This window comes from Rosenbergiella australiborealis (assembly GCF_018494035.1).
Taxonomy (GTDB): Bacteria; Pseudomonadota; Gammaproteobacteria; order Enterobacterales; family Enterobacteriaceae; genus Rosenbergiella; species Rosenbergiella australiborealis.
Genome location: NZ_JABBFO010000001.1, coordinates 229,617 through 249,383 on the forward strand (window position 1 = coordinate 229,617; position 19,767 = coordinate 249,383).

The following is a 19,767-nucleotide window of genomic DNA, read 5'->3' on the forward strand; positions in this document are numbered from 1 at the left end:
CTGAATTTTCAAAAATTAAGCTCACAGTACACAATATGACCGATTATTTTGTTTACCAAATGAAGTTGCAAGTGGATAAAGAGTATGAACATTAACGAACAATGGTACTGACAAAATTTCCGCAGGATTAAAAGCCCTTCAGGGCTTTTTGTCGTTGTCAGCTGGCGGCTGTTCATGAGTAAAACTCTTAACGCCTAATCCAGTTGGATCATCCGCAGGCAACAATTTATCAACCAATCCCTTTGCTAGAGAATTAGCAGTGGCGCTTAAAGTTGGGTTTATAATTGCCAATAAACCTACTATACAAGCTGTTGCAATTGCTCCACCTAAAACACTTATTACTGAGCCGCCAATGACTTTCAATAAAGCTAGTGAATTTCTTTTCCACCAACCTGGCTTAGTCTGGTTAACAGCCCAATCATTTGTTTTTACAGCCCATTCTTCACGCGCTTTTTTTTCAGCATCTAACGCACGTTGCTGCAACTCATCAACTTCAATTTTATGAGCATTTTCGAGAGCAGTAATTGCCCCTTGATGGGCCAAATTGATGTCAGGCATAGCATTCTGAACCGCCTGTATCTCTATCTCTTTGATAAGTAAATCGGCTTTGCTTCTGTAGGTATCGAGCCATTGGAAATCGTTCGCAACGCTATCGTGCCATTCTTGTAACTTCTTAGGGACTAATGCTTCTCCAAAGTTAGCGTGAAAAAACTCTGCCCTTTCGTCTTTATGGGATTTATAGATTGCATATGATATTAATTGCGGGGCATCTGTTCTGTTTTTAACCAGTTCCCTGAATACATATTTCTTTTGCTGTCCCGTCATAATCAATCCATAAAAAGCGCCCCAATCGGGGCGCTTAATGATAACCGTTATTGTGCTGCTATTTTGGAGCTCGAGGCTGACCCAACAGCTATATTTTCGCCATGATCGGCAGAATCCAGCTGGCAATCAAATTCATGAATTGTCACACCAATCTCATATTCTTGATGGACATCTGTGACTAAACGACACTGGCGAAATGACTTATAACCTGCGCTTATTAAGGCTGCTTGTGTGCGGTTTAGATTGGTTGTATTCAAGCCGTAGAACACTTCATATGGCTCATTCAGATTCACAATGTGCATGTCCAGCACAGCACGATTTGGAACTTCATGTTCGTGCTTACCGAGGTTTACCCTCCTTTCATGAATCTGTTTCAGCGCGGATTTCGCCATATCGCGGATTTCATCAGGTTCAAAACCTGGAATGAAGTAGTTGTCTTTCATAGTTACTCCCCCGACATTTCCCTTATTTTACACGTTCGACAACCGTTTGTGCAAATAATCCTCAGTGCAAGAACTGTATGAAGGTTTTTGCCATAACTTGTTGCCCGTAGCTTAGCTCGATAACTCTGATGATATTGGCACAAACCGCACGCGACACTTAGGTGAGATGATGCTGGAACACTTCGCGAAGAAAGACATTCGCTTTCGACCCCATACAATACAAACAACTCAGATGTTCGTCTGATAGATGTCTATCTTTGTAAAAAATCCGAATGACTTCAGCCGTCATATGATTGAATTTGTCTTCCTTCTCAATGTTGGCATTTCCTACTTCTCCACAAAATTTTCAGAAACGCAAAAAGAGTTTATCGCTGACTTGCCTTCCTCTCCAGCCCATTCTGTAAGCACCTGTTAATACTCAAGGAGGCGCGTATGAATCATCCCCGTCCGGCCTGGCGATATATTGCCTGCATACCGGGCATCACTGGCTTATTGCTGTTGGCCACATTGTCCACGACGGCACATGCAGCAGAAAAAGACGAGCTTGCCTCGGTCCAGCGCCAGCTGGATCAGGTACAGGCCTCCCTTGAACGCGCCCGTGTGGCGGCGGCTCAGTCAGATCCTGCTGAACAGGGGCGCTTCTTTTTTGACTACCGTCAGGCCACATCCGATTTAAACACCATTCGTGCCGGTATTGACCGCTATCTGGAGCCATCCCGGCCCCAACCCCGGGCTTCATCTGTCAGCGGCAATTATCGTCGGGAGCGTCCCTGATGGGCATGACCTCCGCACAATCGACCGCCTTTAAAGCGGCCTCCGGCAATGTCGAAGTCAGCATTCTGCACCTGGTCTGCATCGGTGTGTTGCTGGCCTTTCTGTTTCTGTGGGCCGCATGGGCACTGTCCGATGTGTGGACCGGCTGGAGTAACGAGAAAGTTCGGAATGCTGCGCTGGGTCGCTTTGCTATCCGGGCCGTGCTCCTGCTGGTTGTAAGTATCTGGATGTTTGCCAGTTGAATTAAACAATCAATTTCTGGAGAAAAATTTATGTATCACTTTGCGTCTATTGCCACCCGCGTGCGTCGTGGTATTGACCGCGTTATTAACCGTGCTTTCACGTGGGCGTTACTGGTCTGGCTGACCTGTAAACCCGCATTTGCTGACCTGCCAACGGTTGAAGCGCCAACCTCTAATGGCGGATCTGGTCTGATGGGACAGATCAAAGGCTATCTGCAGGATGGTGTCGTTATTGGCGGACTGGTAGTGGCGGCCATTGCGTTCATTAATGTAGCGATTGCTGCAGTCCATACCTTTACCGAGGTCCGGAATGAGAAGTCAACCTGGACGAAGTTTGGCTCCATCATCGTAGTGGGGGTGGTGTTACTGGTTGCCGTTATCTGGCTGCTGGGCAAGTCCGCCAGCATTATTCTCTGAGGCGGCCCCATGCAGACCATTCGCTTTTTACCTGACCGCCTGAACAGTGAACCTGTCGTGTTTCGCGGATTCACTACACCGGAGATGGGACTGGCCGCCCTAGCCGGTCTGGGCGTGGGGCTGCTCCTGTCTCTGCCATTTATCCCTCTTGCCGGCTGGGTCATTATCCCGACCGGCATGTTACTGGCGCCGCTGATGGTTACCGGTTTCGGCGGTCGGTGGCTAAGCCGCATCAAACGCGGTAAGCCGGAAAACTATATCTGGCAGCGACTTGAGGTGTTCAAACGTCGCCATAGTCTGGGCAACCCGACACTGATCGTTGATGCCCGGGGATGGTCCCTGAAACGAACCGGGAGAGAAAAATGAGCCGTTTTCGTCATGCGGTCAAAGACCGGGATCAGCATATTATGACACTGCGTATTGCCTGCTGTGTGCTGGTCTTTTTCCTGTTAATCACCTGCGCCGGCTGGATGCTGGCCCCAAACAAACTGACTGTCCATAACCCGCCGGATTTACGTACTGGCAGTACCCGACCCTGGTGGGAAGTACCGGCGTCATCGGTCTATTCCTTTGCCTTCTATATTTTCCAGCAGCTCAACGCTTGGCCGAAAAATGGTGAAGTGGATTATCCGGCAAAAATTCATGCGTTGTCAGCCTATCTGACCCCGGGGTGCCAGGATTATCTGAATACCGAGGCCCAGAAAAGAAGCAACGCTGGCGAACTGACTGACCGTGTTCGTGTGGTGTATGAAATTCCCGGTCGGGGTTATCAGTCGAAGAGCGTCAGCGTTATCAGCAGAGATAACTGGGTGGTGCGTCTCGACCTGGTGGCGGATGAGTATTTTCATGCTGAACCGGTAAAACGCGCCCTAGTCCGTTATCCACTGAAAGTGGTGCGCTGGGAAGGGGATGCTGAGCGCAATCCGTTTGGTCTGGCGCTGGATTGCTATGACGGTGTACCGCAGCGACTGGAGGCGGCATTACCGACGGAAATCCCTGCGAAATCAGGAGTATTTCAGTAATGAAGATCCGTAATCATACCCGCGCTGGGCTGATGGCGCTGTCCCTTTTGCTGTTGCCGCTGGTCTTTCTGCATAGCGAGCCGGCTAAGGCTGATAAATTTATGAAATGGGAGCGTATCCCGTTGCAAATCCCGTTGCAGGTGGGGCAGGAACGGGTGGTATTTGTGGATAAAAATGTCCGGGTGGGGTTTCCTCCGGCACTCAACGGTAAGCTGCGTGTGCAGAGCACCGGCGGGGCAGTCTACCTGAAGGCCGACAGCGCTTTTCCTCAGACACGGGTGCAGTTGCAGGATGTGGAAAGCGGTGAGGTTATTCTTCTCGATGTCGCCGCCGGTGAAAAAGGTCCTTCCGAGCCCGTTCGCCTGGTCTACAGCGGCGAGGTGAACATGGTAAGCAGTACGGCCGATACCCGTCGACAGACAGAAAACAGCAGCGGCAGTATCCAGCCGGGAAGTGATGACGGTACGCAGGCGAAGCGTAAAAAGGTGCAGTACAGCGCTCCCGTTCCGGTATTGCTGACCCGTTATGCTGCACAGAACCTGTATGCGCCGCTGCGTACGGTCGAAGCCGTGCCGGGTATCCGCCCGGTGAATCCGCATCTGCCCAAACGCCTGACAACGCTGTATCCCTCCGAAGCCATAACGGCCACGCCGCTGTCCGCCTGGGGCGTGGCAAATCGCGCCGTCGTGGCTGTTCGCCTGCAGAACAACACCAGCCGCAGGATTGTACTAGATCCCCGTGCCCTGCAGGGGCAGTTTGTCGCGGCGACGTTCCAGCACCGCTGGCTGGGGCCGGTGGGCACGCCGGAAGATACCACCACAGTCTATATCGTGACGGGCACGCGGCCGAAGAGCGCTTTTATCGCTGAACCTTCCTCGATGCGTAAGGCTGTTCGTACCGCGAAGAAGGAGGTCAGCCATGCAGATTAAATCCAATCCCATGGTGAAATTTATTGTTCCTGCCGTGGTGATGGCGGGGCTGGCCGTGGGCCTGAAAAGCTGTAAGGGAGAGCAACCGCCTGAGAATGCCTCGGGTGATGTGACGACGGTACTGAAAAATCTTTCACAGGATGAGCTTAAGGCGCTCGGGGTGGAAGGCGATACGCCAGAAGATACCCTGCGCACACTGATAGGTCGGCTGAATGACGTTCGCGATCGCCAGAAAACGCTGGATAAACAGAATGCCGATTTGCTGAAAGAGAATGAGCAACTGCGTAAGCGCGGCACGAATGTATCCGGGCAAGTTGACGAGGCTGTGCAGGGGTTGCGTAAAGAGTATGACAAACGCCAGCAGCAACTGCAGAACGAACAGACCAGCCTGCTGGCAAAAGTGCAGGCTCTGTCTGAACAGCTGAAAACTACCGGCAGTGGTTCCGCAGGTGTAAAACCGGCTTCTGACAGCGATATTCCTCTGGGCCTCGGTCTGGATGGTCTGGGTGGTAGCACCCATGGTACCGCCACTCGGGGCGATGATGGTCTGATGTGGGTGACGCCAGGCGATCAAAAAGCGGTCGATCCGCGCGATGCCGCCAGTGGTAAGGCTTCACCGCAATTTCCCACTTCATTTATGGACAACAATCCTCTGACCCGGCAGAAAGCGGTCTATGAGCAACAGGTTAAGGGGCACACGAATGAGAAGGGGGCACAGGACAGCGCTGAATCTGTTTACACTCTGCCGGAAAATTCCACTCTGGTGGGCAGCCGGGCGATGACGGCGTTACTGGGCCGCATCCCGATTAACGGCACGGTGACTGATCCCTATCCTTTCAAGATCCTGATTGGCAAAGACAACCTGACCGCAAATGGGATTGAACTGCCGGATGTGGAGGGGGCGATTGTCTCCGGCAGCGCCAGCGGTGACTGGACTCTCTCCTGCGTTCGTGGGCAGGTGAACAGCATCACCTTCGTTTTTGCTGACGGTACGGTCCGTACCGTGCCCCAGCCAGATGCCAGTGGGAAAAACACAGGTAACGGCAATACGCAGAATAAAACCGGTACCGACGGCGGCATCGGCTGGATTTCGGATAATGACGGTATTCCCTGTATCAGCGGTACCCGCAAGTCTAACGCGTCAACGTATCTGCCTACTCTTTTTGCGCTCTCTGCTGCCGGCGCTGCCGGGGAAGCTCTCAGTGAGGGCCAGTACACCACGCAGAACAATGTTAACGGGATTTCATCCACGCTGACCGGCAGTGCTGGCGAAGCGGCACTGGGGAAAGCCCTCTCCGGTGGCATGAGTGAGACCACTGACTGGGTTAAGCAGCGCTATGGGCAGACGTTTGACGCGATTTATGTGCCGCCGGGTGCGAAGCTGGCCGTACATATTACCCGCCAACTTGCCATTGACTATGAAGATAACGGCCGCAGGGTTCGCTATGATTTCACCCTGCCGGGTGGTGTCAGCGACAACGGCGGTCTGGACTAAGGTGCTAAAATGACTCAGAACCTGAATTGTAAAATGCTGGCCGCTCTCTGCTTCGTCGTTCTCTTAGTTGGTTGTTCCACGTCAAAAGAAGAGATGCTGCCGACTGGCGAGCATACCATGCTTGAACTGTGGAACGGGGCAGACGGTGAAGGGGGAACCACTCGTCAGTCCGCTGTTGCGAGGGACACGCTGCGTCGTCCGTTAACCGACGATGAACACCGGAAAGGTACACAGGACGATCGCAGCTACAGCCGCTCGCAGGAGAGTGAAATTTCACAGCAATTCTCCCGGTTGCCCAACCCGGATATGGTGATGTACCTGTATCCCCATCTGGCTGGCGGCAACACGCCAGTGCCTGGCTATAGCACTGTATTTCCTTTCTACAGCCAGACACAGTATGCGATGCCAGGTGAACGTACGGAGGCGCTGTAATGTTTTCTCTTTTCGTCCGTAAAAATGAAGTGAAACCAGACGGCACGCCAGGGCAGCCAGAGGGGAAGGATTCTCCTCTGGTTATTCATGGTCGGGAGCCACTGACGCGACCGGGCCGGATGACCCGGCAGGAAGAGTCAAAAGTGTATCACGCCAACCCGTCCATCATTGATTATCTGCCCTGGGTGGAATTCCTGGATGAAGAGGAGTGTCTTCTGCTTGAGGACGGTATTTCTGTCGGTGCGGTTTATGATGTGACGCCGGTGGCCACGGAGGGACGTACGGATGACAGGCTGGAGCAGATCCGCGATACGGTGGAAGATGCCCTGCAGGACAGTTTTGATGAATATGACGAGAACCCCTGGGTGGTACAGTTCTTCTGCCAGGATGAAGATGATGCTGAATCGTATCTGGACCACTTACGCGGTTACGTGAAACCGCATGCGCAACGCACGGCATTTACGGAAGCCTGGCTGGGCGAAATGGCGCGTCATATCCGCAGTATCTCGCGGCCGGAAGGGCTGTTTACCGATGCGTTGATCACCGGTCAGCCCTGGCGCGGCCAACAGCGTCGCACCCGTATGGTTATTTATCGCTGGATAGGGAAGTCTGCGTCCCGGGACCCGATGCCGCCGGTGGCGATGCTCAACCAGGCGTGTGAACGTGTGGTAAGTGCGCTGGGTGGGGCCGGTATTCGTTGTACCCGTCAGAATGGCCTGCAGGTGCACAGCTGGCTGCTGCGCCTGTTTAATCCGTCTCCGGACTGGGTGGAGAAATCCACACTGTATCATCAGGCGGCGTATGTCGATCCGCGCAACTTCCCGGCGGGCGTGGCGCCGGTCAGCAATGATTTTGCTGAAACGCTGTGGTTTACGCCACCCGTTTCGGATCCGGAAAACGGCGTATGGTGGATAGATAATAAACCCCATTGTGCGCTGCCGGTTGAAAGGCTGCGTACTCCACCAGAGCCGGGTACCATTACCGGTGAACAGGCCCGTGGTGAGAAAAAAATCAACGCGCTGATGGATATGTTTCCGGAAGGGACACTGCTGTGCATGACGATTGTTGTGCAGCCGCAGGACAGGCTGGAAGAACAGTTTAACCGCCTGTCGAAAAATGCCGTCGGGGAGAATACCGAATCCGGCCGTGCCCGCCAGGATGTGAAAACGGTGAAAGAGTATCTGGGAAACCGGCATAAGCTGTATCGTGCCGGGATCACCTTCCTGCTGCGCGGGGATGATATGGATAATCTTAAGCGTAAACGTCTTGATTTGACCACCGTATTGCTTGGGGCCGGTCTGCAGCCGGTTCGACCGGAATTTGAGGTGGGGCCACTGAATACCTGGCTGCGGGCGCTGCCAATGTGTTTTAACCCGGACAGCGATAAAAAATACTGGTACACGCGTCTGACCTGGGTACAACACCTTGCGGGGTTGCTGCCGGTTACCGGGCGGGAAACCGGTACCGGCAACCCGGGTTTAAGCTTTTTTAACCGCGGCGGCGATATTCTGACGTTTGATCCACTGAACAAGTATGATCGTACCCAGAATGCGCATCTGTTGTTGTTCGGACCGACGGGGGCAGGTAAGTCGGCCACGCTGTGTTATGCCTTTTCTCAGCTGATGGCGGTTCACCGGCCACGTCTGTTTATCGCTGAAGCCGGGAACAGTTTTGGCCTGCAGGCTGATTATTTTGAAAGCCTTGGACTTTCTGTCAACAAGATAAGCGTCAAACCGGGTAGTGGGGTCAGCCTGCCGCCGTTTGCCGACGCGCATAAACTGGTCGAAGAAGGGCTGGCAGCACATGCTGTTGATGAAAGCGACCTCCCTGATATCGATGCCGACAGCGATGGAGAGGGTGAAGACGAGGATAAACGGGATATTCTCGGTGAGATGGAGATTTCAGCCCGGATGATGATAACGGGCGGCGATCCGAAAGAAGAAGCCGAAATGAAGCGTGCCGACCGGGCTATGATCCGTGAAGCGCTGCTGATGGCCGCGCATGCAACATATAAAGAAGGGAGGCAGATGCTGCCTTCTGACCTGCAGAAAGCATTATACAGCATTGCTGGTGATGACAGCGATAAGGGGCAAAATGTCCGTAATGCCCAGCGTAAGGCGAAAGCCGCAGAGATGGCGGAGGCGCTGGGGATGTTCACTCAGGAAGGCAGCTTTGAGGCGGAGCTGTTCAACCGCGAGGGGGAGTTGTGGCCTGAAGCGGATGTGACCTTGGTGGATCTCGGTCATCTGGCGCGTGAGGGTTATGAAGCGCAGATGGCGCTGACCATGGTGTCAATGACCAACATGATTAACAATATTGCGGAGCGGGACCAGTATCTCGGCCGCGATATTGTCTTCGCGGTGGATGAGGCGCATATCGTGACGGTTAATCCACTGTTGTCGCCGTATATGACCAAAGTGGTCAAAATGTGGCGAAAGTTGGGGGCCTGGCTGTGGCTGGCCACGCAGAACCTGAAGGACTTTCCGGATATTGCGGAGAAAATGCTGAACATGGCGGAGTGGTGGATTTGCCTCACCATGCCACCGGAGGAGGTGAAAGATATCAGCCGGTTCCGTGCGCTCACGCCTGAACAGGAAGCCGTACTACTTTCCGCCCGCAAGCTGTCGGGTTGCTATACCGAAGGGGTGGTGCTGGCCAAGCGTATTGAGGCGCTGTTTCGTGCTGTTCCCCCCAGTCTGTATCTCGCGCTGGGCATGACGGAGAAAGAGGAAAAGGCGGAACGCCGGGCGCTGATGCGTGAGCATCACTGTAGCGAACTGGATGCGGCGAAGCTGATTGCCCGTAAACTGGACCGGTTGCGAGGACTGACTGACGCACACGACGAGGAGAGCACAGCAGCATGATGACGCTGAAGTATCCGGTTCCCTGTGTCTGTGGTAGTGACAGCCCGGATAACACTGTTTTCAACCTGCCCCCGCAGGGTGAACCCGGGATATCAGTGGTGACGCAGGCTAATCTGCAACGTCTGAGCGAACACATCAGACAGCGAATGAACGGCCCGGTGACCGTTACCTATCACCCTCATCGGGTGGGCCTGAGAAGCTGTATGGCGGTGACGGTGGAGAGCAGATTCCGCAGAGCGGTTAATATTCTTATCACCGTTAGCGGGCAGGGAAGCTGGCCGGCAGAGGAGGAGTACGAACATCCCCGCTGGTATATTACCGTGACGGACGCGGCGGATATGGTTTACCTGGTGCTTTGGTTAGGTGATATATTAGGCTAACTTTTAAATAACCTGATGGTTTGGCCATTCTATACTGGCCTACTATCAGGCGACAATGGCGGCGGACTTGCGGAGAAATTCCGGGTAGGTGATCAGGAACCAAGTCAGTCAATGGTAAGGAATTGGTATGGCTCTATTGGATGTAATAAAAGGCTGTTGGTCAGCAAAAGAAACTGGTGCTTCGATTAATGAACAACAGGGAATTTACGATACCTTAACGCCGAAAATAATTACTGATAGCAGTGTTGAAGCTTATTTTGATGCGCTGGATTTTGCTTTTTCTAAATCAGATGTGAAAAATATTGCTATTACTGGGCCTTATGGTGCAGGTAAAAGCACAGTTATTCTTTCTTATCTTAAGTCTCGTCTTAAAAAAGAGTTTATCAATGTGTCACTTGCTGATTTTTCCTTATCCGGAAAGAGTGAAGAATCAGAATCAGATAACGTAGAGATTGAATTAAGCATACTCCAGCAGATCCTGTACAAGGAAAATAAAGATAATCTTCCTGATTCACGTATTGATCGGATTCAGGATAGAAATGAAAAACACATTCTTTCTCTGTTCGCTACTGTATTAACAATAGTTGGGCCGATATTATTGTTGGCTGTGACGCTGTTTCCTAAAAAAATCCTGTCCTTATTTAGTGTAGATGAAGTTACGCTAAATTCGATCATTGATGCCTATCCAGCGCGGTTGCTATCTAGCGCTGTTATGGGAACGGTTGGTTTGTTTTTTATCGTTCGGGCTGCTTCCAAAGCCGGTATTTTCGATAAGAAAATCAAGCTTAGCAAGATAGCATTGCTTCAGGGCAGTGCCGATATGGCATCCCAGGATGCTTCTTCACTGCTTAATAACTGCCTGGATGAGATTGTCTATTTCTTTTCCCGTTCACAACATAAAATTGTGGTATTTGAGGATTTAGACAGGTTAGGTAACACCGAAGTATTTGTTAAGCTAAGAGAGATTAACCAGATAGTTAATAATAATATCCAGGGTGAGCCGGTTAGATTTGTCTATGCCTGCCGGGATGATATTTTCCTTGGTGCAGATATCCGGACTAAATTTTTTGACTTTATTTTGCCAGTAATCCCGGTGATGGATTCCCGGAATGCCTACACTCATTTAAAAAACAAACTAAATGATTTTCCGGCCAATGAGCAGGCGCTTCTTAAGCAGATGTCATTGTATATAAGTGATATGCGCTCTTTGCAAAATATTGTCAATGAGTTCAATCTGTTCAAAAAGGTGGTTGATGACAATAGGAATCAGGCGAAGATTTTTTCACTTATCTTTTATAAGAATATCTACGCACAAGATTATAACCTGACGGATAAAAAATCAGGTGTTTTGTATTCATTTATCCACGACTATCGTCTGCGTCGTCTACATGAAAATTATTTCATTAGTTTGGATGAACGATTGCAGCAGCTTAATACTAAATTAGCAAGGATAAAACAGGAGTCTGCTACCTCTGATGCAGATTTGCGTAAACAAATTATTAGTCGCTTTATTTCTCCGGAGTTGTGGCCATTAATCTCATTTGCTAAACAGAACCCTAATTATCATGGGCAATATAACAAATATTCAGCACAGAATTTTTATGAAAGTGAGAGTGGTTTTAAAAGTTTCTTTTCTAATTCTGCACAGTTATATATTGGATGTGAAACTAATAGAGGACTGCATTTTTTTCAAATTGACACAACTTCAATATTAGAAGAGTACAACAAAAGAGTTGAAGTTATCGCCAAAGATAAAGCAGCAGAATATCAAAAAATCATCAGTGAAATTGATGAGGTAAAAGAAAAAATTCGTACCCGAAATTCCATTTCTATGGCGGATTTATTAAATTTAATTGGATGGGAAAGATTTAAAGAAATTGCTGAAGGTTATATTGAAAAATGTGATGATCGCACGATTATTGACTTGGAACAGCTGGAAACTATCCGCAATGGATTCCGCTTTGGTGGCTTAGAGGCTCTTTATTACCTGTTGACCAATGGTCATATTATGCAGGATTTCATGATGTTCCGGTCTGTCTTTCATCAGGGAACCATCTCTATTAATGATAATGACTATATAAAAGCCGTTGGTCGTCATATGGGTTGTGAAGAAGTAAATCAAAAATTCTTACTGGACAACCCGAAAGATGTGTTGGCGGAATTGATTGGCCAGCGTTATCAATATCGCGCTGGTGCTATCCACCATCAAATCGTAGCACTATTGCTAGATAGCCGTCATAACGTTGACAAGAATACTTTGTCTGAAATGGTTGCGATGATATTTCAGCAATCTTCTACAGACATTCTGGCTATATTTAATGTTTTAGAGTCCAGATTTTTTGATGCCGAACATTTCACCCGGTTAGTGGTCTTTTCCTTGGGAGATAGCCGCTATCTGGATAAGATGATCGTGGTGATTGAGGAACAGGAACGCAGCAGTATCGTCACGTCAATTGTTGCGAAGATGATAGCTTTAATCTCACCTGAGATATCAGCCAATCAGGAAAATTATCGACAATTTATTGTCGAGCAAGGGTTTAGTTTGATTTCTTTTGTAGAAGGTAGCAATCTTGAACCATTTCTTAATAATATAAAACTGCTGGGTGTTATTTACCAGGATATTTCTTTGCCGATCACTCCCTCTGAAACTCAGGCATTAAACTTTATCGCCGAAAATCAGATGTATACTCTGGATAAGAAAAGTTACAGAGTTATCGTCGCTGGATTATTACAACATGAAAATATATCTTGCGATCGGGTAGATGAGTTGCCATGGTCATTACTGGAGAAGTACCAATTATCCAGCGTAAAAGAGTACGTGAATGACAATATCGATATTTTTGTTCGGGAAATATTTATAGACTCTAAGAAAAGTAGTGAGGCTATTGTATCGGTGCTTACTCACCCAAATTTAAGTGATGACCTTAAAATTGGTATGCTGAAAAAAATGCAATTTACTGTGGTGGATTTACATGATTTCCCAGAGCATATTGATGCTGATATGGATGAATTATCATACCATGATCTGTTCTACCGCTACGATCGCATAGCGCCGGGATGGGATGCTTTATTAAATTATATTTGCGAAGGGTGCAACCTCGAGGTATTAACCCAGTATATTGAAGAGCATGCTCAGGTTTTGAGCCAAAAGGAAGTGAGCCTGGTTGATGGGGATCGCTATGATCTTCTTTATATGAAAGTTATTTGCAATGATAAACTCAGTGATAGTGCATATTCCTCAGTGTTAAAACCAGTTTATATTAATATTCATCACTGGGATGAAAGGTTGAGTCTGGTTAACTTTCTGCGCCTGATAAAAAATAGCAAAGTAGAGTTGAATGCAGAATCCTTTAAACAGGCAGTGCAATGTTTCATTTCGGATACTGCTAAAGGACGTATTGAACCATTTGCACTGTGGTTTTCTCAATTTAAAGAAACCTTTTTCTCCGATACAGATTATTATCTTCGGGATGAGCATGACGATACTTTTCTTGAGGAAATGTTGGTTGCTATTCATAACTCCCAGTGCTTCACTTTTTCGGAAAAAGCTACGCTACTGTTCAAATACCGTGAGCGTTACCATGAGTCCTTCCTTGATGAGCTAACTATCTCTAACGAAGGTTTACTTGCTATAACTGCGCTTTCTACTGATGATGATTTTTCCATGAATCTGATAGTCAGGCTGTTAAAAAATGGCTATCGCAGTCGAGTGGAGATCGGCCGTCTGGTGTGTAGGCTTGAAGAAAAAGAATTCTCTAAAATATTTAATCAAAAAAGCGCAACACTGAATCTCAGTAATGGTCAACAAGCGGAGCTATTCCTTTCTGCTTTACAGCAAGCTGGTCTTATTAAGAAATGGTCATTTCGGGAAGCAGGCAAATATCACGTACACTGCTGTTATGAAGAGGATGAGAGCTACATTGATTGAGAATAAGGGCAACTGCCTTCTCCCGTTTCTATGCTGACGGGAGAAAAGAAACTGTTCTGCATCTGAATAGCGCTACAAAAAGCAAGTTATGTGTTGTCCTACGACAGCTACATGCTCATAAATGGCAAGTATAGAGGTATCAGGAATGGCTATATTAGCAGTTGTAATTAGCAGGACATAACATTTACTGGTAAAAGGCAAGCTCAGCGTAACACCAGTAACTAATCTTTATTTTTGGATTTTTAGTTTTTCGATGTTTTATTGAGCGTTGGCGAGCACGCTGTCAGGCGATTCAGTCTGATGGAGTCTCCCTAATGAAATTACGCAACTTTCTCCCTCTGCCGGCATTGCTGCCGGTATCCGTTCTGGCCGGCACGGTGGTTTATACCGACAGCCAGCACTTACCTGAAAATCTTTCCCCGGATGTTGTGGTTGTGTTGCTGGATGAACCTGAACGCCTGCAGGCGAAAGTGTTTGGTCAGCTTCCGGCTGACCCGGATCTGGCAGCAATGCAGGCCAGGCAGGTGATGTCCTCCCCCCAGTGGCAACAAAAACAGCAGCAACTGGTTACGGCATATCGGCAGGTAGTGAATGCTCAGGAACTCGGTATCCGCAAGGTGCCCGCTGTCGTTTTTGACGACCGGGATGTGGTTTATGGCACAACCGATGTGGCGCAGGCTCAGGCACTACGGCGGCAGGCAGGAGGTGGCCAGTGAATCAGCCTCCTTCCCGGCTCAGAAAAACGTTCTGTTCTGCTGCTGTCGCCACTGTTCTGGCCACAGCTTCAATACCTGCAGCGTTTGCTGCGCTGAATACGGCACAGATAGTGGCCAGCGCAGTGACGCAGGATTGCATTAGTTGGCGGGTAAGCGGTATCTGCTACTGGTTGTTCTGTACTGCATTCGGCTGCAGCGTAAAAACCTCTGTAAAGGCCACCCATTTTATCCCGGAAGCGGTGGTTTCGACCTACGTTGCGCCCGGTGGAAATCCCTGGACAGAGATGGCTTTTGTCAGCCAGACGGCAGGCGGGCTGGAAAATCTCGTTACGGGTGCTTTGTCCGGTGTGGCAGCCGGTGGAGCCAACCCGGCCGATATGAAGAACCCGGGGCAGCGCAAATCCAGTATTCGCTTCAAATATGCCGATGCCATCGGGCATCCGGCCACGTCTCTCATCGGCGGCAGTATCGCCGGGTATTCCTGCGACAGCGTCGCCACACCTCTGATGCCGTATTTCCTCAGCACACTGGACTCGATTGCTTGGCGAACGGGTGTACCGGAATCGCTTTATCCCGAGGCACTGATCCCCGGTCGACGGGAAATCGGTAGCCAGGCATCCGGCAACATGTGGGGCAACGTCTACCCGCGCTCCGGGTTTGTCAGCCAGACCGATGATGACAAAGCGTCGGCGGTGGTGGCACAGCGTGTGGCAGACATTATCACCCGGACAGGCCAGCCGCACGTTTATCAGGTGCTAAAGGGGACCCGCCGCGACGGGTACTGGCCACCGGGAGAAGTCACGGAAAACACCGGTACTAAGAACCATAAATGGCAGCGTCTGGCGCCTCAGATGACCCAAAGCTGTGCGGTATTCCCGGACGGGAGTCACGGCGTGGCTAATGATAATAACGAGGCCTTTGCGCTGTGGCAGCCCTACAGCTGTTGTAAGCGTATGGGGCAGAGATTTCTGAGCAGCACGGATTTTTGACGAGGTAAAACATGAACATCGAAGTATTGAAATCGGCAACCCTCGCAGTGTTACTGCTTGCCGGCACAGTGGGTACCATCTTGCCTGTCCGGGCTGAAATTTCGCTACCGCAGGTTAATGACAGCGCCTTTGGTTATGGCAAATCCGTGGATGGCGCGGTATCCGATAAATTGTTTTATACCCTAGGCGGTGGGTCGGTGATATCGCAGCCAGCGACGCGTAGCAATATGAAAAAAATGGGTCTGGATGTTGGGTGGAGCAGTGACCTGATGTGCGGCAACTTTGACCTCAAAACCACAATTGGCAACCAGTTAAACGGCGTAACCGATGGCTTTAAAAACCTGATGGGCGACGTTATTCAGGGGGCAACTGGCGCGGTGGCCAGCCTGCCGGCGATGCTTATTCAGCGGGCCAATCCGGGACTGTATGACATGCTGACCAACGGTGTGCTGCAGGCGAACGTCTCGTTCGACAAAGCACAACTGAACTGCCAGAACATGGCGAAGAAAATGATGGATTTCAGTGATACCAGTAAATGGAGCCAGGCAGCTATAGCTGAAGAATATAAATCTCTCGTCAATAGTGGGGAAACGGATGCAATACGTGCAGACCAAAAATATCAGGATGCAGATGGAACCGCTGGCAAAAAATGGATTGGTGGTCAGATAAGAGGAGGAAAAGGGCAGAGGGCGATCCGGCCGACCTATGATTTGGCATCTGCTGGTTACAACATGATGAACAGCCTCAACGTACTAAGTTCAGAAACCGTGAGTAGCACCAGTTGTAACGGTGGTGCCTGCAGTAAGTTCAGTAATGCTGAAGAAGCTGCACAAGCCGTGGTGAGAGTTCTTGGTGATCGCTCAATGCGCACCTGCAGCAATGCGTCGCAATGCACCAGTGGAGATACTGATGATCAGCCCGGTCTGTCCGTTGCTGGTACAGGATTTGCCCCGATGCTGGAAGAAGCCACAAAGCACAATACAGAGCAACTGGTGAAACTGGTTAATGGTGCCGTAAAACCCACGGCTACTGAACTGGCGAAGCTGAAGACGGGTGGTTTGCCAGTAACGGCCAATGTCATTAAAGCTCTGCAACGCGACCCGGATAATACTGCGCTGACAGTTCGTCTCGCCAGTGAGCTTGCCATGTCTGATACGGTCGAAACCGCTTTGTTGATGCGCCGGATGCTGACAACAGGTATGAGTGAGCCAAATGCTCAGGATCAACCTATTGCACTGGAAGATGGTGTTCGCCGGATTGATGCACTCGATCGCGAAATCATGGCATTGAAGAATGAAATGGACCTTAAACGAGAGCTGGCGAGGAACTCGGTACTGACCATCATTGAACGAGACAACGAACGTGTCGGCACAAACCCGATGATTCAGCAGACGGATAATGCCGATAGTCGGTTCCAGAAGCTCGATTCTCCGGATGCAGAATAAGGGCGTTGTGAATATGGAAATCAATCACCGTGACCTACTGCGTAAATCAGGAAAAGGGTTAAAAGTCGGGATGCCTTATCTGCTGGTTCTGGCATTGGTAATGGTCCTGGGATTCTGGCTTGCCGATACGGGAATGCGTCATCCGGAGAGCGTGGCATCCCTGAAGCGATGGATGCACGCAACGCGCTACGGCTGGCTGGCGTGGCGGCTGGTTATCTACTGTGCCGTCGGGTGGGGGCTGTGGAAAATCTGGCATGCACCGGGCTTTCGGCAGGAATATCGTCGGCCACTGCTGAGCATCGCCGGCGCCAGCACATTATTCTTTCTGGTCTGTGAGTACTCCATTTTTTCCGGCGTAGGAGGCTGATTCACTATGACAACGAACAGCTATCTGGAGTATTTCCTGACCTTGCTGGGCTGGCTGGTCAATAATGGCCTCTGGGATGTCCTTGTCAGTACCGGACTGTTTGCGCTACCGCTGGCTTTTAAAGTCGTAGGTATCTGGCTGAAGGTCCGCGAGGAAGGGGAAGATGAAGGTAACAAGGGCATGCTGTCACTGCCCCGTATTGAGAATGCGCTTTATGGTACGTTCTTCGTGATGATTGCCTGTTGCGTTCCGCTGATTCAGGTGAGCCTGACTACGTTGGAGTTTGATAAAACCCGGGCGAAAACGTGTGGAACCTGGACACCAAAAGCGCCTGATGAAAGTGGTTACAACAACATTATCTCCAGTATGGACGGCGAAAGCGCAGCTGCGCCGGTCTGGTGGGTGCTGGTCCATAAGTTATCCAAAGGTGTGACTCAGGCGGCGGTGGCCAGCATTCCCTGCCGACCGGATCTGCGGCAACTGCGGTTTGAGGTGCAGCGGACGTTCATTGAGAACCGCGCACTGGCTGATGAGTTGCAGGATTTTACCAACGATTGCTACTCGCTGGCGCTTTACCAGTGGAAACGACGTGATCAGGGTCAGACAACGGATAAAGCCGTTTTGTCAGACCTCAGTTGGATAGGCAGCAGCACCTTTCTGAAAGGGGACTACACCACCCTGCAGTCGAAATTGCCGCGCGGGATATTCTCCTGGAATGATGCCCGTGACAGCGGTCGGCCGAATACTGGTAATGGGGGATACCCTTATTGTTCCGAGTGGTGGTCGACATCTGACACCGGGCTAAAGGACAGGGTAATGAAGCAGGTTGATGACAGCTACTGGCTGCGGTTATCTGCGGGGATGAAGATGATTGGCAGCAGCCAGACTGATTATCAGGAGGAGGTAATACGCCGGCTCGTCAGTCCGGCGAACCTGACGGTATCGCATGGTGGTGAAGTATATAACGGCTATGGTGGTAATGCGGATATGACGGCAATGAATGCGATTTCCCGCATCATCGGAACGGCAGGCGCTTCGGTGGCCTCATTGGGCGCGTTCCCGGCTCTGGACGCGATGCGTCAGGCATTGCCGATGGTACAGGCCGTTATGCTGATGGCCATTTATATTATGGTGCCATTAATCCTGGCCTTTGCGGCCTATGAGTTCAAGACGGTGATCACCCTGACGTTTGTCATTTTTGCCGTGAACTTCCTGACGTTCTGGTGGGAACTGGCCCGCTGGCTCGACAGCTGGTTGCTGACGGCGCTATACAGTTCTGATACCCACTCACGCTTTAATATGATGGGATTCCAGAATACATCGGATGATCTGATTATGAATCTGGTTATGGGGACGATGTTTATCGTGCTGCCAACCGTATGGATCGGTGCATTGTCCTGGGCGGGTGTAAATATTGGTGTGGCTATCAGTAATGCATCTAAAGAAGGGACTGGCAGTTCACATCAGGCAGCTCAGAATGGTGGAAACCTTGTGAAAGGAGGGATTAGCACTTTCCAGGCAGGAATAAGTAAGGGAATGAACAAATAACTACCGAAACACAGCGCTGGTATGAGCAGCGCTGTTAGTTGTTATCGTTATGCCATTGCTCAGAATCTAAGTAAGAGCGTGTATCAAACAATGCCGGCGTCTCTTCCGCTTCATCGTTGAAACTTGTTAGTAAAGATCTGTCGTCAGCGTGATTGTCTGGCTGAGGGTCAGGTAGCACCGCATTCAGTAGCTTTTTCATGAAAATATTCATATCCCAGTTTTCTCCAGTTTGACTGAGCGCTGTTTTTTTGTTCGAATCACCCTTGTATCATAAAGATTGTTGAAGAAGTGCGCAACCTCAGCGTGGCTGGAGATAGCGACATTAATTGGATTTTAAATAGTTTTTAAGGAGGAAAGCATGTTCAGGAAGAAAGTACTGGTTGTTTGTATTGTCTCTATGTTTATAACAGCATGTTCCATGGATGAGTTATCTTCAGTAAATAAGAAAATTAGTGATTTTGGATCGTCAATAGCAGGTAATCAGTCATCGCAGAATGAATCAGGTATGCCTAAGTTAGCACCTAAAGTTGAAGCCAGTCAGGATTCCACATCAAAAGATTTATCTATTCCAGTTGATGTCGATACTGCTGCTGCTCGTTTACGTCGTTATTATAAATTTATGACGATAGACGAGTTAAATAGTATTAAAAATAGAGAAAGTACTTCTGCCCGTTTGACTGCTGCTGCGATTGAGGAACAAAGGCCTGAATGGTCGGCATTGGCAGGAAGTTATTATAAAATGGGGCGAAACTGGGGAGATGGTAAGGATCATATTACACTGGAGGTTGAAAAGAATGGTGTCGGAAGCCGTGTTTATATTCAGTTCTTTTCTTCAAATCCTCAGCATTTAACAGAAGCCTATTTAGGTAATTTGTTTGCACAGGTGAAAGGCGTTGCAGAGGGTAAGGTTCGATAATATATGTAAAAATAAGAAGAAATTTCCTTCTTGTT

20 protein-coding genes are annotated in these 19,767 nt (G+C 49.6%); 17 read left to right on the forward strand and 3 right to left on the reverse strand.

The window, feature by feature from the left end:
• Positions 1–138: 138 nt before the first annotated feature.
• A complete protein-coding gene (locus HGT73_RS01145; protein ID WP_214211828.1) occupies positions 139–825 on the reverse strand; it encodes a hypothetical protein in 687 nt (228 codons plus the stop codon).
• A 47-nt stretch (positions 826–872) separates the two neighbouring features.
• Positions 873–1,268, reverse strand: a complete 396-nt coding sequence (locus tag HGT73_RS01150; RefSeq protein ID WP_214211829.1) for a hypothetical protein — start codon at positions 1,266–1,268, stop codon at positions 873–875.
• Between the two features lie 432 nt (positions 1,269–1,700).
• Here HGT73_RS01150 and HGT73_RS01155 point away from each other — a divergent pair, with 432 nt between their 5' ends.
• From HGT73_RS01155 to HGT73_RS01230, 16 genes are all read left to right on the forward strand, one after another.
• A complete protein-coding gene (locus tag HGT73_RS01155; RefSeq protein ID WP_214211830.1) occupies positions 1,701–2,042 on the forward strand; it encodes an integrative conjugative element protein, RAQPRD family in 342 nt (113 codons plus the stop codon).
• Positions 2,042–2,284, forward strand: a complete 243-nt coding sequence (locus HGT73_RS01160; protein ID WP_016190712.1) for a TIGR03758 family integrating conjugative element protein — start codon at positions 2,042–2,044, stop codon at positions 2,282–2,284. Before HGT73_RS01155 ends, HGT73_RS01160 begins: the two co-directional genes overlap by 1 nt.
• 30 nt (positions 2,285–2,314) lie before the next feature.
• Positions 2,315–2,701 carry a TIGR03745 family integrating conjugative element membrane protein gene (locus HGT73_RS01165; protein WP_214211831.1) on the forward strand — a complete coding sequence of 129 codons (387 nt, stop codon included), beginning with the start codon at positions 2,315–2,317 and terminating at the stop codon, positions 2,699–2,701.
• Between the two features lie 9 nt (positions 2,702–2,710).
• Positions 2,711–3,067, forward strand: coding sequence for a TIGR03750 family conjugal transfer protein (locus tag HGT73_RS01170; protein ID WP_214211832.1), 357 nt, complete (start codon positions 2,711–2,713; stop codon positions 3,065–3,067).
• Entirely contained in the window at positions 3,064–3,723 is a 660-nt protein-coding gene (locus HGT73_RS01175) for a PFL_4703 family integrating conjugative element protein (protein WP_214211833.1), read from the forward strand. The genes HGT73_RS01170 and HGT73_RS01175 overlap by 4 nt, the downstream gene beginning before the upstream one ends.
• Complete coding sequence (locus HGT73_RS01180) at positions 3,723–4,652, forward strand: TIGR03749 family integrating conjugative element protein (protein WP_214211834.1); 930 nt, start codon at positions 3,723–3,725, stop codon at positions 4,650–4,652. Before HGT73_RS01175 ends, HGT73_RS01180 begins: the two co-directional genes overlap by 1 nt.
• On the forward strand, positions 4,642–6,147 hold the full coding sequence (locus tag HGT73_RS01185; RefSeq protein ID WP_214211835.1) for a TIGR03752 family integrating conjugative element protein: 1,506 nt from the start codon (positions 4,642–4,644) through the stop codon (positions 6,145–6,147). Before HGT73_RS01180 ends, HGT73_RS01185 begins: the two co-directional genes overlap by 11 nt.
• A 9-nt stretch (positions 6,148–6,156) precedes the next feature.
• Complete coding sequence (locus tag HGT73_RS01190) at positions 6,157–6,579, forward strand: TIGR03751 family conjugal transfer lipoprotein (protein ID WP_214211836.1); 423 nt, start codon at positions 6,157–6,159, stop codon at positions 6,577–6,579.
• On the forward strand, positions 6,579–9,443 hold the full coding sequence (locus HGT73_RS01195; protein WP_214211837.1) for a conjugative transfer ATPase: 2,865 nt from the start codon (positions 6,579–6,581) through the stop codon (positions 9,441–9,443). The genes HGT73_RS01190 and HGT73_RS01195 overlap by 1 nt, the downstream gene beginning before the upstream one ends.
• Positions 9,440–9,823 carry an acetyltransferase gene (locus HGT73_RS01200; protein ID WP_214211838.1) on the forward strand — a complete coding sequence of 128 codons (384 nt, stop codon included), beginning with the start codon at positions 9,440–9,442 and terminating at the stop codon, positions 9,821–9,823. Before HGT73_RS01195 ends, HGT73_RS01200 begins: the two co-directional genes overlap by 4 nt.
• Positions 9,824–9,950: 127 nt before the next feature.
• A complete protein-coding gene (locus HGT73_RS01205; protein ID WP_214211839.1) occupies positions 9,951–13,751 on the forward strand; it encodes a YobI family P-loop NTPase in 3,801 nt (1,266 codons plus the stop codon).
• A 314-nt stretch (positions 13,752–14,065) separates the two neighbouring features.
• Positions 14,066–14,467, forward strand: coding sequence for a TIGR03757 family integrating conjugative element protein (locus HGT73_RS01210; RefSeq protein ID WP_214211840.1), 402 nt, complete (start codon positions 14,066–14,068; stop codon positions 14,465–14,467).
• Entirely contained in the window at positions 14,464–15,456 is a 993-nt protein-coding gene (locus tag HGT73_RS01215) for a TIGR03756 family integrating conjugative element protein (protein WP_214211841.1), read from the forward strand. Before HGT73_RS01210 ends, HGT73_RS01215 begins: the two co-directional genes overlap by 4 nt.
• A gap of 11 nt (positions 15,457–15,467) precedes the next feature.
• Complete coding sequence (locus HGT73_RS01220) at positions 15,468–16,901, forward strand: integrating conjugative element protein (RefSeq protein ID WP_214211842.1); 1,434 nt, start codon at positions 15,468–15,470, stop codon at positions 16,899–16,901.
• Between the two features lie 13 nt (positions 16,902–16,914).
• Positions 16,915–17,268: a hypothetical protein gene (locus tag HGT73_RS01225; RefSeq protein WP_214211843.1), complete on the forward strand. Its 354-nt coding sequence runs from the start codon at positions 16,915–16,917 to the stop codon at positions 17,266–17,268.
• A 6-nt stretch (positions 17,269–17,274) separates the two neighbouring features.
• Positions 17,275–18,816 carry a conjugal transfer protein TraG N-terminal domain-containing protein gene (locus tag HGT73_RS01230; RefSeq protein ID WP_214211844.1) on the forward strand — a complete coding sequence of 514 codons (1,542 nt, stop codon included), beginning with the start codon at positions 17,275–17,277 and terminating at the stop codon, positions 18,814–18,816.
• 34 nt (positions 18,817–18,850) lie between these two features.
• Here the strand turns inward: HGT73_RS01230 and HGT73_RS01235 are convergent, their stop codons facing one another.
• Positions 18,851–19,015: a hypothetical protein gene (locus tag HGT73_RS01235; protein WP_214211845.1), complete on the reverse strand. Its 165-nt coding sequence runs from the start codon at positions 19,013–19,015 to the stop codon at positions 18,851–18,853.
• A gap of 159 nt (positions 19,016–19,174) precedes the next feature.
• Between HGT73_RS01235 and HGT73_RS01240 the strand changes: the two genes are divergently transcribed.
• Positions 19,175–19,732 (forward strand): hypothetical protein, encoded by a 558-nt coding sequence (locus tag HGT73_RS01240; RefSeq protein WP_244968391.1) that lies wholly within the window; start codon positions 19,175–19,177, stop codon positions 19,730–19,732.
• Positions 19,733–19,767: the final 35 nt, after the last annotated feature.

Coding starts and splice junctions, on each gene's coding strand:
- HGT73_RS01145 (WP_214211828.1), bottom strand. CDS start 825: ATGACGGGACAGCAAAAGAAATATGTATTCAGGGAACTGGTTAAAAAC.
- HGT73_RS01150 (WP_214211829.1), bottom strand. CDS start 1,268: ATGAAAGACAACTACTTCATTCCAGGTTTTGAACCTGATGAAATCCGC.
- HGT73_RS01155 (WP_214211830.1), top strand. CDS start 1,701: ATGAATCATCCCCGTCCGGCCTGGCGATATATTGCCTGCATACCGGGC.
- HGT73_RS01160 (WP_016190712.1), top strand. CDS start 2,042: ATGGGCATGACCTCCGCACAATCGACCGCCTTTAAAGCGGCCTCCGGC.
- HGT73_RS01165 (WP_214211831.1), top strand. CDS start 2,315: ATGTATCACTTTGCGTCTATTGCCACCCGCGTGCGTCGTGGTATTGAC.
- HGT73_RS01170 (WP_214211832.1), top strand. CDS start 2,711: ATGCAGACCATTCGCTTTTTACCTGACCGCCTGAACAGTGAACCTGTC.
- HGT73_RS01175 (WP_214211833.1), top strand. CDS start 3,064: ATGAGCCGTTTTCGTCATGCGGTCAAAGACCGGGATCAGCATATTATG.
- HGT73_RS01180 (WP_214211834.1), top strand. CDS start 3,723: ATGAAGATCCGTAATCATACCCGCGCTGGGCTGATGGCGCTGTCCCTT.
- HGT73_RS01185 (WP_214211835.1), top strand. CDS start 4,642: ATGCAGATTAAATCCAATCCCATGGTGAAATTTATTGTTCCTGCCGTG.
- HGT73_RS01190 (WP_214211836.1), top strand. CDS start 6,157: ATGACTCAGAACCTGAATTGTAAAATGCTGGCCGCTCTCTGCTTCGTC.
- HGT73_RS01195 (WP_214211837.1), top strand. CDS start 6,579: ATGTTTTCTCTTTTCGTCCGTAAAAATGAAGTGAAACCAGACGGCACG.
- HGT73_RS01200 (WP_214211838.1), top strand. CDS start 9,440: ATGATGACGCTGAAGTATCCGGTTCCCTGTGTCTGTGGTAGTGACAGC.
- HGT73_RS01205 (WP_214211839.1), top strand. CDS start 9,951: ATGGCTCTATTGGATGTAATAAAAGGCTGTTGGTCAGCAAAAGAAACT.
- HGT73_RS01210 (WP_214211840.1), top strand. CDS start 14,066: ATGAAATTACGCAACTTTCTCCCTCTGCCGGCATTGCTGCCGGTATCC.
- HGT73_RS01220 (WP_214211842.1), top strand. CDS start 15,468: ATGAACATCGAAGTATTGAAATCGGCAACCCTCGCAGTGTTACTGCTT.
- HGT73_RS01225 (WP_214211843.1), top strand. CDS start 16,915: ATGGAAATCAATCACCGTGACCTACTGCGTAAATCAGGAAAAGGGTTA.
- HGT73_RS01230 (WP_214211844.1), top strand. CDS start 17,275: ATGACAACGAACAGCTATCTGGAGTATTTCCTGACCTTGCTGGGCTGG.
- HGT73_RS01235 (WP_214211845.1), bottom strand. CDS start 19,015: ATGAAAAAGCTACTGAATGCGGTGCTACCTGACCCTCAGCCAGACAAT.
- HGT73_RS01240 (WP_244968391.1), top strand. CDS start 19,175: ATGTTCAGGAAGAAAGTACTGGTTGTTTGTATTGTCTCTATGTTTATA.